Genomic DNA, 13142 nt, shown 5'->3' on the forward strand with positions numbered 1-13142 from the left:
ATATGTCTGGCGGTAATAGCGCGGTGGTCCCACCTGACCCCATGCCGAACTCAGAAGTGAAACGCCGTAGTGCCGATGGTAGTGTGGGTATTACCCATGTGAGAGTAGGGTGCCGCCAGACTTTTAATTTATTATATACACACCAAATACGGTGGAGCGGTAGTTCAGTTGGTTAGAATACCTGCCTGTCACGCAGGGGGTCGCGGGTTCGAGCCCCGTCCGTTCCGCCACCTTATCTAGGGGCGTAGTTCAATTGGTAGAGCACCGGTCTCCAAAACCGGGTGTTGGGAGTTCGAGACTCTCCGCCCCTGCCAAAAAAATGATGTTTTTGCTTTAATTTTAGTCATTTGTTCAAATTTATCTATATAAATAAGAAAATTTTGTTTACAGATTAACTTTGTCAATTATAATTCCCGCCCAAGTACTTTTATAATCTAGAGGATATAACATGACTGAAAGTTTTGTAAGTCAACAACGTTTTTTTGATAACAAGAATTATCCAAGAGGATTTTCTCGTCACGGTGATTTTACTATCAAAGAGGCCCAGATCTTAGAAAAATATGGTTGTGCTTTTAGAGATCTTGATACAGAAACTAAAAAGCCAGCTACTCCAGAAGAAAAATCTTTTGTTGCAGTTTGTAAAGGGAAAAAGGAACCTACTACTGATTATGAAAAGGCATGGTTAAAGTACCTTTCTAAAATCAACAAACCAAAACGTTTCCACACATTATCGGGTGGAAAACCTCAAGTTGATGTGGGTGATGACTTTGTCGATACTGATGATTAATTTGTTAGCCAATATTTTTGTGCATTTGAATTAATAATCGATCCATAGAGCGATAACTTAGTGCTTCTGAAATATGTTTTCGTTCTATGTTTTTTGCGCAATCTAAATCAGCAATAGTACGCGATACTTTTAATATTCTGTGCCAAGCTCGCGCAGAAAGCCCTAATTTAATTAAAGCTTGTTCCAAATAGTCGTTATCTTCATCAGTTAATAAGCAATAGATTTGAATTTCTTTTGGTGATAATTGACTGTTTAACTTTTTATTTCTTATCATTTGAATCTTTCTTGCATCCATAACCCTTCTTTTTACTTTATCCGTTGATTCGGTAATGGTAACTTTCTGACTTAGTGTACCTTTAGGTAATAATGGTACTTCAATCGAGATATCAAAACGGTCTAAAAATGGACCAGAAAGTCGATTTAAGTAACGTATTATTTGTTGTGGTGTTGTTCTATTATGTGTTCCTTGATAATGACCAGTGGGACTTGGGTTCATTGCCGCTATAAGTTGAAACTTGGCTGGAAATTTTATTTTGGCATTCGCCCGAGATATAACAATTTCGCCAGATTCAATAGGTTCTCTAAGGGCATCTAATACTTTACGGTTAAATTCGGGTAACTCATCTAAAAATAGCACCCCATTGTGAGCTAATGAAATTTCGCCAGGACGAGGAATAGAACCCCCACCGACTAAAGCTGCGGTTGAAGCACTGTGATGTGGTGCTCTAAATGGCCTTATTCGCCAATTTTGAATTGAGCCATTAGTGCTGACTAGACTTGTGATTGCTGCGCTTTCAAGCGCTTCGTCATCTGATAATGGTGGTAATAATGAAGTTAACCGCGTGGCTAGCATCGTTTTCCCAGTTCCAGGGGGGCCAATTAACAATAAATTATGTCCACCGGCAGCAGCAATCTCTAAAGCTCTTTTGGCGTGTTCTTGACCAATGATATCTTGTAGATTGGCTAGTTGATTATCTTCATCGCCATCTTTATATTCTCTGTATTCAACAGACGGTAAGGTAATTTCATTGTATAGATATTGACACAATTCTAATAAATTATGCGTAATTAATGTATTATTATGATGGATTAATGATATTTCTGATTGATTTTCAGAAGAGATAATTAAAGTGCGATTATTTTTTTTAGATGACAAAGCAGCGGGAATTGCCCCTTTTACCGCCTTAATTTCACCAGACAACGCCAATTCACCTAAAAATTCATATTCAGCAAGATGATCATTAGGTATTTGTTCTGTAGCTGCCAGAATAGCAATTGCTATGGGTAAATCGAAACGGCTCCCTTCTTTGGGCAGATCTGCCGGAGATAAATTAACAGTTATTTTTTTAGCAGGAAATGTAAAACCACTATTAATAATGGCACTTCTAACCCTGTCTTTAGATTCTTTTACGGTTGCTTCTGGCAGACCAACCAGAACAAAACCTGGTAATCCATTACTGATATGCACCTCGACATTAATTTGAGGTGCTTGTATTCCTATAGAGGCTCTTGTATAAATAATTGCGAGAGACATAATTTTATCGTCATTAATTTGAGATTTTTAGCACTTTATTGATAACTCAAGTATCTGCATAGAACTATGACTAAAAATGCGTGTTCACTCGCAAAAAATTTTCTAATTTTGTTACTACTTCAATTTTTTGTTCTTATAAAGAATTTAGAAATAAATAATGATATGAAAAATAAGCAGGTATTACTTAAAACAACAGAAGGCCCTGTAGGTGTATCATAAATTAATGAAAACAAAATCCCGCCCAAAATTGATAGCATTCCAATTAATATTGCGATTATTGCCATTGATTCCGGATTTTTAGCATAGTATTTTGCAGTAGCAGCTGGAATGATTAACAGTGCAGTAATAATTAAAGCTCCAACAAATTTCATGGCTATTCCTATTGTTAACGCTAAAAGTATAGTTAACATAAATTTTGTTAGAGGTACATTAATACCATGACTAAATGCCAATTCCTCACTAACAGTGATAAATAAAAAGTGATTCCAACGCCATATTAGTAAGGAACCAGTTATCATTACACAAACTGTTATCTGGTAAACATCAAACATGGTTATCGATAAAAGATCACCGAAGAGATAGGCCATTAAATCAATTCGTAAATTACTCATTAAGCTTATTACCACTAAACCAAGTGAAAGAGCACTATGAGCTAAAATACCCAATAATGTATCAACAGGTAGTTGTTTTTGCGATTCTAGCCATAAAAGTCCGATGGCTAAAAACAAGGTCACAAAAATAATGGCATAAAATAAATTGATATTTAAAAGAAAGCCAAAAGCGACACCTAATAAGGCTGCATGGGATAGCGTATCGCCAAAATAGGACATTCTTCGCCAAACAACAAATGTTCCTAATGGTCCTGTTAGACACGATAAGCATAAACCAGCAAGTAAAGAAGGTAAGAGTAACTCAATCATTGTTGTGTCCACTTAATTCAGGTAAGATCTTTTTTTGATGTTGATGATTATGCTGATGTTGACAAAAATCATGATTATGATTGTGATGATGTTTATAAAGAGCAATTTGTGATGCACCGTGTTGTCCAAATAAAGAGATAAATTCAGGATCATTTGAAACACTAGCAGGCGTTCCAGAACAACAGATATGATGGTTTAAGCAAATTACTTCATCCGTTTTTGCCATAACTAAATGTAGATCATGTGAAACCATTACAACACCACAATTAAACTCGGTTTTCGCATCCATAATTAAATCATATAATAGAACCTGTCCATTAACATCAACACCTTGTGTAGGTTCGTCAAGAATTAGTAATTTTGGACGTTTTGCTAATGCTTGAGCTAGGAGTACGCGTTGTAGTTCTCCTCCTGATAATTGATGCATAGATCGATCAATAAGATATTCAGCTTTAACTAATGATAAAGTTTTAATGATGTCATCATAACTTAATTGTTTATTTAAATGCATAAACCGTTCGACGGTTATTGGTAAAGTTGGATTTAAATTTATTGATTGGGGTACATAGCCGATAGTTAAATCAGAAGCACGTTTAATGGTGCCAGTTGTTGGTGAAATTAATCCTAAGATAACTTTAACCAGTGTGGATTTTCCCGCACCATTGGGACCCAGTATTGTTATAATTTGGTTTAAGTTAATCGATAATGAAACATCATATAATATTTTTTGCTTATTTATTTCGATCGAAATATTATTTAGCGCCATTAACTGTTTCATGATAGTGATAGTCCTTGCTGACCAACATGTTATGTTATATTATAACAATAAACTGATTTTATTCTATCATATTTTATAATTATTGGATGATAAAGTGAAAAATTTAACTAAAAACACTATACAATTGCTACGTTTTCATTTGTTAGTTATTTTATCCTTTATAGGATTAGTTACCAATGCTAATGCCACAATAATTTCTTCTGTAAGACCTATAGGTTTTATTACTGAAGCAATTGCATCTGGTGTCACAAATACCGATATATTACTACCAGATGGCGCCTCTCCTCACACTTATTCATTAAAACCATCTGATTTGATTAAAATAAAGAACGCAGATTTAATCATTTGGGTTGGTGAGGATATGGAAGCTTTTATGCCAACTATTTTAAAAAACATCGATACACAAAAACAGATAGAATTAATGGATATAGCCGAAATTAAGACTTTGCTTCGAACTAATCATTACTCTGATGATAAACATGAGTCTCATGATGATAGTGATCACCATCATGGTGAATATGATCAACATATTTGGCTTTCTCCTAAAATTGCTAAAATTATTGCAAAGTCAATCCATGATAAGCTTGTTAAACTGTACCCTAACAAAGCACAATTACTTGATGCCAATCTGAACGAATTTATTACAAATCTATCAGAAACAGAACAAAATATTGCAAAAAAACTAATTAACGTCCAAAATAGAGGGTATTTTGTGTTTCATGATGCTTATGGCTATTTTGAATCACATTTTGGATTAAAAAATCTAGGAAGTTTTACCATAAATCCATCAGTACAGCCTGGCGTTCAAACAGTCTATGCAATTCAAAAAGAACTAGCGGAACACCAAGCAGTCTGTGTTTTTAGAGAGCCACAGTTTAGTCCTGCAGTTATTAAGAAGTTAGTGAATGGTACAGACGTTCAAATTGGTGAGTTAAATCCATTAGGAACCGGTATCGTGTTAGAAAAAGATGCTTATTCACACTTTTTATTAGCATTGACTCAGCAGCTGTTGGATTGTTTAGATAAAAATAGTATAAATAATTAGATAGTTAAGGTTAATTTTGGCACAGCTGATTAAATTCCCTAATATTGGAAAGAAAAATTTCAAAATTCCCTATTTTTCAATATTGGGTGTACTTGTTGTTGTTATTTTAGTAACTATATTGTGGCGACCTTTAAATTTGGATCGAACAATGTATGTTCCTTTGAATTCTCAAGCCCAAACTACAGTTACAGATACCCCCTCGTCTTCAGTTGTTGTCGATTATGGACGAATTGATATGCTTGGCGCTAAACCAAAAACTGATAAAGTTACTCAGTCGTCGGATGTGCCCGAAGATGATATAGCTAAAGATGAATTAGATGATCTCGCTGAAGAAAAAGATAACACAGTGCAATATACTATTTCACGGGGTGATACATTACACGATATTTTGAACCGTTATAATGTTAATAAAAATGATATCGCACAATTAACCGGTAAGTATAAACAGCTAGCAAATTTGAGAATTGGCCAACAAGTAAGTTGGACGACGGATGATAATCATAATTTGCTCAGTTTTAATTGGACAATATCAAGTAATAATGTTCGACTTTTTGAAAAGTCTGGCAATAGCTTTATTGAAAGCACAGAAACAATGGAAGGGACATTGCAAAATGTTCGTATTACAGGTGAAATAAAATCTAGCTTTGTTGCAGATGCACGTAAAGCGGGTCTAACTAGTAATGAAATTGGTATTATTACTCGAGCATTACAATGGCGATTAGATTTTCGACGTTTAAAAGCTGGCGATAAATTTGCAGCCTATTTATCACGTGAAATGCATGGTAATCGTTTATCTAATAGTAAATTACTTGGTGTACGCCTTAAAAACGGCAATAAAGATTATTATGCTATGTTAGCTGATGATGGTAAATATTATGATATTAATGCTGATAGTCTATCGCAAAGTTTTTTCCGCTATCCTTTAGCTGCCAAGGCTCGTGTATCGTCAGGGTTTAATCCGCGACGTTTAAATCCAGTTACTGGAATTGTTACTCCTCATAATGGTGTTGATTTCGCAGTATCGAGAGGAACACCTGTTTTATCGGTAGGTAATGGTGAAGTTGTGATTGCTAAATACAGTGGTTCAGCTGGTAATTATATAGCCATACGCCATGGTAGACAGTATATGACAGCATATATGCATTTAGATAAAATTTTAGTGAAACCAGGGCAACAAGTTAAACAAGGCGATAAAATTGGTTTATCTGGTAACACTGGACGTTCGACTGGTCCTCATCTGCATTTTGAATTACATATCAATAATAAACCAGTTAATCCATTAACAGCCAGTTTGCCGATTAATGAGGGGCTAACCGGTAAGTCTAAAAAAGCATTCATAGAAAGAGTTAAAAGTATTCAATCTCAACTTAATTTTTAATTGTTTTTTATATTCTACCATATTATTTAAGCTAAGAATTCTTATTCATAAGAAGCGCAATGCTTCATTAAAAAGTTGTGTTATTATAGGACAATTTTATTTAATCAGAATATTAGGTGCAATTTGAAAAAAACAAAAAAAAAGACATCGACTAAGAGAGCTTCAAAAAAGAACAAGAAATCTTTGTGGCGTCGACTCTGGCCGTTGTTATTTAAATTATTTCTTATATTCGCAACGGTTACAGCCGGTTATGGGATTTATCTAGATCAACAAATTAAAGAGCGTATTGATGGTAATGTCTGGGAACTACCTGCAGCTGTTTATGGACAGATAGTCGATCTTGAACCTGATAGTGATTATAGTCTAAGTGATGTTGTTACTTTGCTAAAAGGTGCGCAGTATCGCCAACAAGACAGTAAAGTCATGCGTCCGGGGGAATTTATTGTACAAAATGGTGCGGTTGAAATTTATCGTCGACCATTTACTTTTCCTGATGGTGAAGAAAAAGCATTCCGAGTCAAAATTACTTTTTATGAAAACAGAATCGACCGTATATCTAATTTAGATACCGGACGTGATTTTGGCCTACTTAAGATCGATCCTAAATTGATAACCATGTTGCACTCTCCAAATGGTGAACAACGACTTTTTGTACCTTTAAAAGAATTTTCTGATTCGTTAATAAAAACCTTAGTGGCAACCGAAGATAAACGTTTTTATGATCATCATGGTGTAAGCTTTTATTCCATCGCTCGTGCCGTTTTTGTTAATTTAACGACCGGGCGAACCGAGGGTGGCAGCACATTAACGCAACAAACTGTTAAAAATATCTTTTTAACAAATGAAAGAAGTTTAATTCGTAAAATACGTGAAGCTTATATGGCTATCATTTTAGATGCCCGTTATAGTAAAGAACGTATTTTAGAGCTCTACTTAAATGAAGTTTATTTGGGGCAAGCTGGTAGTGAAGAAATTCATGGTTTCCCATTAGCGAGTCTTTACTATTTCGGTCGCCCAGTAAATGAATTAACATTAGATCAACAAGCAGTTTTAGTTGGTATGGTAAAAGGTGCTTCATACTATAATCCTTGGACACAACCACAACAAGTGATTGAGCGTCGTAATGTCGTGTTAAAACTTGCTGAGCAACAAGGGATTATCGATGGGGAGTTATTCAATATACTTAGCCAACGTCCACTTTCGGTTTTACCAAAAGGCGGAGTGATATCGCCACAACCAGCATTTATGCAAGTTGTACGAAGTGAACTTCGAAAACAGTTAGGTGACAAAGCTGACCATCTTTCCGGAATGAAAATCTTCACAACATTCGATCCGGTTGCTCAGGCCGCAGCAGAACAATCGGTTATGGATGAGATTGAAACATTACGTAAATCGACTAATAAAGAGTTACAGACAGCAATGGTTATTGTTAGTCGTGAAACCGGTGAAATTCGTTCAATTATTGGCAGTGCTGAACCCCGTTATGCTGGGTATAATCGGGCGTGGTTAACCAGACGTTCAATTGGTTCACTAGCGAAACCATCAACCTACTTAACAGCATTAGGTCAACCAGCAAGTTATCAACTTAATACTTGGTTAGATGATAGTCCATTATCCATCAAACTTGATAATGGCTCTTATTGGCAACCGAAGAATTTTGATCGCAAGTTTCGTGATAAAGTGATGCTCGTAGATGCGTTAGCGCTTTCACTTAACGTACCAACAGTTAATTTAGGCATGGCGTTAGGTTTAGAAGCAACCAAAAATACGTTACAAGCGTTGGGAGTGCCAGAAGATCGTATTCCTAATTTACCGTCACGATTATTGGGTGCGTTAGAGTTAACGCCATTAGAAACCGCTCAAATGTTCCAAACTATTTCCAATAATGGCCAACGAGCACCGCTTACTATTTTAAGATATGTATTAACCGATAAGGGTGAACTTGTCTATCAAAATTATCCACAACAAATTCAAGCGGTTTCTCAACAAGCTGCTTATTTGACGACTTATGCAATGCAGCAGGTTGTTGCGTCAGGAACATCGCGTACATTAAAAGCGAAGTATGGTTCGTTCAACTTAGCAGCGAAAACCGGAACAAGTAATGATTCACGTGATAGTTGGTTTACTGGTATAGATGGTAAAAATGTCGCTGTAATTTGGATAGGACTTGATGATCATTCACCAATGAAATTAACTGGTGCTACCGGAGCATTAAAAATATATAGTGAATATTTACAAAATAATCCGCCAAAAAGGTTACAACTACCAATACCACAAAATATATATATGTTACCTATTAATAGTGAAGGACAATGGCTGTGCAATGGAGGCGGTGAGCGAACTTTACCTGCATGGACTAGCAACCCTCAAAGTTTATGTGCAGTAAGTCCTCAAGTGGAACCTGACCAACAAGCACCAAGTTGGCTGACTGACATGTTAAATAATTAAATGAGGTTATTCCATGCCTGAGTTGCCAGAAGTTGAAACGAGTCGAAGGGGTATTTTACCTTATTTAAAGGGCCAAACTATCAAGCATATTATTGTGCGACAATCAAAACTTCGTTGGCCTATTGACGAGTCAATCAGAGATGCTCAAGGTCAAGTAATAGTAGATATCAAAAGACGTGCTAAATATCTACTGTTACAATTGACACATGATTGGATTGTTATACATTTGGGGATGTCAGGTAGTTTACGCATATTAGAATCATACCAAGAACCAGCTAAACATGATCATGTTGATTTGGTATTAGTTAATGGAGTAATATTAAGATATACAGATCCAAGGCGTTTTGGGTCGTGGCTTTGGACTAATTCTATTGATAAATTAACCCAATTGAAATGTTTAGGTCCAGAGCCTTTAAGCAATGATTTTTCTGCTAATTATCTATTCGAAAAAGGCCATAATCGAAATATTCCAATTAAAAGTTGGATTATGAATAATCATATCGTAGTAGGTGTTGGTAATATTTATGCCTCAGAATCATTATTTATGGCCAAAATTAATCCACATCGAAAAGTTAATAGTCTAACATTAACCGAATTTGAAAGATTAGTAACAGCTATTAAGCAAGTACTAGCTAAATCTATAGAACAAGGTGGTACAACACTTAAAGATTTTGTTCAGTCAGATGGTAAGCCAGGTTACTTTGTGCAAAAACTCCAAGTATATGGTAGAGAAGGCGAAAAATGTTTACTTTGCCAATCTGATATAAAGTCTGCTCGAATAGGACAGCGTAATACATTCTATTGTGAAGATTGCCAAACATAGTAACTAACCATTTTTTTATTTTTTACGATTATTCTCCATTATTTAGTACCTTTAGCCCAATTATCTTCAATTTATAGAAAAAATGTTGCCAGACTACTTTTAACTCTAGCAAAATCGGCATAATATAAGTAACCTAAAAATAGTATTTGTAAATATAACAATAATAATATAATGCAGTTAAAAAATCTTTTTTACTCAAACAACTATGGACTTGTTACGTAATATCGGCTATCTTTCTTCCGGTAAAATTTTCAATGTTTTGTAAAGAGCAATATCTGTTATTAAGTAATAGCATTAAGTTAATTGTTAAAGATTTAATCTTTTTTATTTATATACGGTGTTATATTTATTTTAACCTAATGTATTTCGCTTCGATTAAGGAATTTAAGATGATCAAATTTGCTTTCCGCTTTTTGATAGCTTGTTTTGTTTTATTATCTACAATGATAGCGACTGCTGAAGTTAGAATTGTAATCACTGATGGCGTCAGTTCAGCTAAACCAATTGCAGTCGTACCATTTAAATGGACTGGCAGTGGATCACCTCCACAAGTTATAGATAACATAATTGCATCTGATTTACGCAATAGTGGTAAGTTTAATCCAATTGATGTGGCTGCAATGCCACAAAGACCAACTACTGCTTCTCAAGTCAATCCAGCTGCTTGGAGTAATATTGGTATTTCTGCCGTAGTGGTAGGAACCATCCAACCTGATGCTTCGGGAGAATATCTTATCAACTATCAGTTAGTCGATACCGTTGATCATCCCGGTACTGTCTTGGCTCAAAATCAATTTACCATTGGTGACCGTTGGTTACGTTATGCTGCTCATACAGCCAGTGATGAAATTTTTGAAAAATTAACGGGAATCAAAGGTGCATTTAGAACACGTATTGCCTACGTAGTAAAAAATAGTAAAGGCCTTTATACGCATGAATTACGTGTATCTGATTATGATGGATTTGATCAAATCACCATTCATCGTTCCAAAGAACCATTAATGTCACCAACATGGTCACCGGACGGTAAAAAAATAGCCTATGTAACTTTTGAAAGTGGTCGTTCAGCTTTAGTATTGAAAACTTTAGATAGTGGGGCTGTTCAAACTATTGCCTCTTTCCCACAACACAATGGCGCTCCAGCTTTTTCACCTGATGGTAGTAAATTAGCTTTTGCGTTATCAAAAAGTGGTAACTTAAATCTATATATGATGGATTTAAAATCTAAGAAAATTAAGCAAATTACATCTGGCCACAGTAATGACACTGAACCTTCATGGATGCCAGATAACCAAACTATAGTTTATACTTCTGATCAAGCCGGGCGCCCGCAACTTTATTCAATTAATATAAATAGTGGTGAGGCCCAACGTGTAACATGGGATAATACCCAAAATCAAAATGCCCGTGTATCTCCAGACGGTAAATTTATCGCATTGATCTCTACTAATAATGGTGAGCAACATATTACTCGATATGATATAGAAACAAACACGTATCAAAGATTAACTGACACGTTCTTAGATGAAACTCCGAGTATTGCTCCAAATGGCACTATGATTATCTACAGTTCTTCTCAGGGTTTAAATACTATATTAAACCTTGTTTCAACTGATGGTAATTTTAAAGCAAGGTTACCGGCAACTGATGGACAAGTAAAATTCCCTTCTTGGTCACCTTATTTATAAAGAGTGACTAATTTTTAGGCAATAATGCTATTATTAAAATTGTGTAAAAGTTGAGGTCGTTATAATATATATATCTAATCTTTCGAGTTAGTAACAGGCGTTACTTTGGAGTTGGTTAGAAGTATAAAAACTTATAAATAATAATTTATTTAATCAAAAAGGAGTTAATTCAATGCAATTTTCTAAATTTCTTAAAGTAGCCGCGGTTACTTTACCATTAATAGCTGCAACTGCTTGTACAAACGGTAACAAAAATATTGTTAGTAACGTTTCTTTACCAGATGATATTCAAGCTCAAATTCAAAAATTAGAACAAATTAATACTGTATATTTTGATTATGACAGATACAATGTTAAATCAGAGTATTCAACATTATTAAATGCCCATGCAGTCTTTATTCGTGCAACTTCTTCAAAATTAAAAGTGATTATTGAAGGTCATGCCGATGAACGTGGTACTCCAGAATACAATATCGCGTTAGGTGAACGTCGTGCAGCTGCAGTTAAATCTTACCTACAAGCAAATGGTGCTTCTGGTGAACAACTTTCAATCATCTCATATGGTAAAGAAAAACCAGCAGTATTAGGTCACAACGAAGCAGCTTATGCGAAAAACCGTCGTGCAGTAATTACTTACGATCTATTCTAATCTCATCTTATGACGGCTGACTTATCAGCCGTTTTTTATTTTTAAGTTCACGTAGAGTTTATATTATATGTATAAAAAAATACTCACATTGTCCTTATTTCTTTTATTCGCTGGATACGGATGTGTTGCGGGCGGTTCTGATGTTGATAGAACAATACAAGCGCAAGGACAGATGATAATCCAGAATCAACAAAAAATTAGCGATCTACAATCAGATTTAGATATACTTCGTGGCCAATTAGAAGAGACTAAGTATCAACTTAATCAAACTATTGAACGCCAAAAAATGATTTTTCAACAACTGAATAATGGGGCTGGATTCTCAGTAACGCCAAGTGCAGCAACTCAAGAAGAGAGTTCAGATTCTACATCAAACACTGACGCTGCACCATCTTCATCCTCTTCAAACTTATCTAATTGGTCAACATCAGGTGACGATAAGGCGGATTATAATTTTGTTTTGCAATATATTAATGATGATAAACAGACTGATGACGTAATTGCTGCCTTTAAAAATTATCTAAAAGCCTATCCAAAAACCAATTACCGTGCAAATGTTAACTATTGGCTAGGTCAACTTTGTTATAAAAAAGGCAATAAAGACGAAGCATCATCTTATTATGCAACCGTTGTTAAAAATTTTCCATCTTCGCCAAAAGCAGCAGATAGCCTTTACAAAGTAGGGTTAATATTACTGGATAAAGGTGATAAAAAAAATGCTAAAACAGTTTTTCAACAAGTTGTAAATAAATATCCGAAAGATAAAAAGACAGTTGAGCTAGCAAACAAAAAAATAGCATCATTATAATAAAGTGTATAAATAAACAGCTATTAGATAAAAAAAGCAATAAAAGGGTTGCACTGCCTTATAATTATGAGTATTATAGCAACCCGAAATTGCTTGAAGCATTAAGTTTTAAAGCCGAAAGTAATCATATCAAAATGGGTTGTTAGCTCAGTCGGTAGAGCAGCGGACTTTTAATCCGTTTGTCGAGCGTTCGAATCGCTCACGACCCACCACTTTCTCTCACACTAAGCATTCACTCAAAAATACAACAAAATAAGTCGAAATAAACTTGTCGATTGATTAGC

General features: G+C 35.1%; 11 protein-coding genes, 3 tRNA genes and 1 rRNA gene. 12 read left to right on the forward strand and 3 right to left on the reverse strand.

Annotated elements, in window-relative coordinates; all coding sequences use genetic code 11:
- Nucleotides 1-5: 5 nt before the first annotated feature.
- The 4 genes from rrf (at nt 6) to DKK70_RS01995 (ending at nt 787) form a co-directional block, all read left to right on the forward strand.
- Nucleotides 6-121, forward strand: a 5S ribosomal RNA gene (gene rrf / locus DKK70_RS01980).
- 32 nt (nt 122-153) lie between these two features.
- Nucleotides 154-230 (forward strand) — tRNA-Asp (locus DKK70_RS01985).
- An 8-nt stretch (nt 231-238) separates the two neighbouring features.
- Nucleotides 239-314 (forward strand) — tRNA-Trp (locus tag DKK70_RS01990).
- A gap of 134 nt (nt 315-448) precedes the next feature.
- Nucleotides 449-787, forward strand: a complete 339-nt coding sequence (locus DKK70_RS01995) for a DUF413 domain-containing protein (RefSeq protein ID WP_110432513.1) — start codon at nt 449-451, stop codon at nt 785-787.
- Between the two features lie 4 nt (nt 788-791).
- On the opposite strand, the gene DKK70_RS02000 is transcribed toward DKK70_RS01995, so the two are convergent.
- From DKK70_RS02000 to znuC, 3 genes are all read right to left on the reverse strand, one after another.
- Nucleotides 792-2321 (reverse strand): YifB family Mg chelatase-like AAA ATPase, encoded by a 1530-nt coding sequence (locus DKK70_RS02000; protein ID WP_110432514.1) that lies wholly within the window; start codon nt 2319-2321, stop codon nt 792-794.
- A gap of 119 nt (nt 2322-2440) precedes the next feature.
- Nucleotides 2441-3241, reverse strand: a complete 801-nt coding sequence (gene znuB, locus DKK70_RS02005) for a zinc ABC transporter permease subunit ZnuB (RefSeq protein WP_110432515.1) — start codon at nt 3239-3241, stop codon at nt 2441-2443.
- Nucleotides 3234-4019, reverse strand: coding sequence for a zinc ABC transporter ATP-binding protein ZnuC (znuC, locus tag DKK70_RS02010; RefSeq protein ID WP_110432516.1), 786 nt, complete (start codon nt 4017-4019; stop codon nt 3234-3236). The genes znuB and znuC overlap by 8 nt, the downstream gene beginning before the upstream one ends.
- Nucleotides 4020-4113: 94 nt before the next feature.
- Between znuC and znuA the strand changes: the two genes are divergently transcribed.
- The 8 genes from znuA to DKK70_RS02050 all read left to right on the forward strand — a co-directional run bounded on the left by znuA (nt 4114) and on the right by DKK70_RS02050 (nt 13070).
- A complete protein-coding gene (znuA, locus tag DKK70_RS02015) occupies nt 4114-5064 on the forward strand; it encodes a zinc ABC transporter substrate-binding protein ZnuA (RefSeq protein WP_219999652.1) in 951 nt (316 codons plus the stop codon).
- A gap of 16 nt (nt 5065-5080) precedes the next feature.
- Complete coding sequence (mepM, locus tag DKK70_RS02020; RefSeq protein WP_110432517.1) at nt 5081-6442, forward strand: murein DD-endopeptidase MepM; 1362 nt, start codon at nt 5081-5083, stop codon at nt 6440-6442.
- 123 nt (nt 6443-6565) lie between these two features.
- Nucleotides 6566-8890 carry a bifunctional glycosyl transferase/transpeptidase gene (gene mrcB, locus DKK70_RS02025; protein ID WP_219999653.1) on the forward strand — a complete coding sequence of 775 codons (2325 nt, stop codon included), beginning with the start codon at nt 6566-6568 and terminating at the stop codon, nt 8888-8890.
- Between the two features lie 13 nt (nt 8891-8903).
- Nucleotides 8904-9713 (forward strand): bifunctional DNA-formamidopyrimidine glycosylase/DNA-(apurinic or apyrimidinic site) lyase, encoded by an 810-nt coding sequence (mutM, locus tag DKK70_RS02030; protein WP_110432519.1) that lies wholly within the window; start codon nt 8904-8906, stop codon nt 9711-9713.
- Between the two features lie 392 nt (nt 9714-10105).
- Nucleotides 10106-11401, forward strand: a complete 1296-nt coding sequence (gene tolB / locus DKK70_RS02035) for a Tol-Pal system beta propeller repeat protein TolB (protein WP_181415890.1) — start codon at nt 10106-10108, stop codon at nt 11399-11401.
- Between the two features lie 172 nt (nt 11402-11573).
- Nucleotides 11574-12050, forward strand: coding sequence for a peptidoglycan-associated lipoprotein Pal (pal, locus tag DKK70_RS02040; protein ID WP_110432521.1), 477 nt, complete (start codon nt 11574-11576; stop codon nt 12048-12050).
- Nucleotides 12051-12117: 67 nt separating this feature from the next.
- Nucleotides 12118-12858, forward strand: a complete 741-nt coding sequence (gene ybgF, locus DKK70_RS02045; RefSeq protein WP_110432522.1) for a tol-pal system protein YbgF — start codon at nt 12118-12120, stop codon at nt 12856-12858.
- A gap of 136 nt (nt 12859-12994) precedes the next feature.
- A tRNA-Lys gene (locus tag DKK70_RS02050) sits at nt 12995-13070 on the forward strand.
- Nucleotides 13071-13142: the final 72 nt, after the last annotated feature.

Origin of the sequence: Gilliamella apicola (genome assembly GCF_003202655.1) — a bacterium.
GTDB lineage: Bacteria > Pseudomonadota > Gammaproteobacteria > Enterobacterales > Orbaceae > Gilliamella > Gilliamella apicola_R.

Bases quoted from the DNA above. Each gene is read 5' to 3' on its own strand.
- pal (WP_110432521.1), top strand. From the start codon at position 11,574: ATGCAATTTTCTAAATTTCTTAAAGTAGCCGCGGTTACTTTACCATTA.
- ybgF (WP_110432522.1), top strand. From the start codon at position 12,118: ATGTATAAAAAAATACTCACATTGTCCTTATTTCTTTTATTCGCTGGA.
- mutM (WP_110432519.1), top strand. From the start codon at position 8,904: ATGCCTGAGTTGCCAGAAGTTGAAACGAGTCGAAGGGGTATTTTACCT.
- DKK70_RS02000 (WP_110432514.1), bottom strand. From the start codon at position 2,321: ATGTCTCTCGCAATTATTTATACAAGAGCCTCTATAGGAATACAAGCA.
- DKK70_RS01995 (WP_110432513.1), top strand. From the start codon at position 449: ATGACTGAAAGTTTTGTAAGTCAACAACGTTTTTTTGATAACAAGAAT.
- znuC (WP_110432516.1), bottom strand. From the start codon at position 4,019: ATGAAACAGTTAATGGCGCTAAATAATATTTCGATCGAAATAAATAAG.
- znuB (WP_110432515.1), bottom strand. From the start codon at position 3,241: ATGATTGAGTTACTCTTACCTTCTTTACTTGCTGGTTTATGCTTATCG.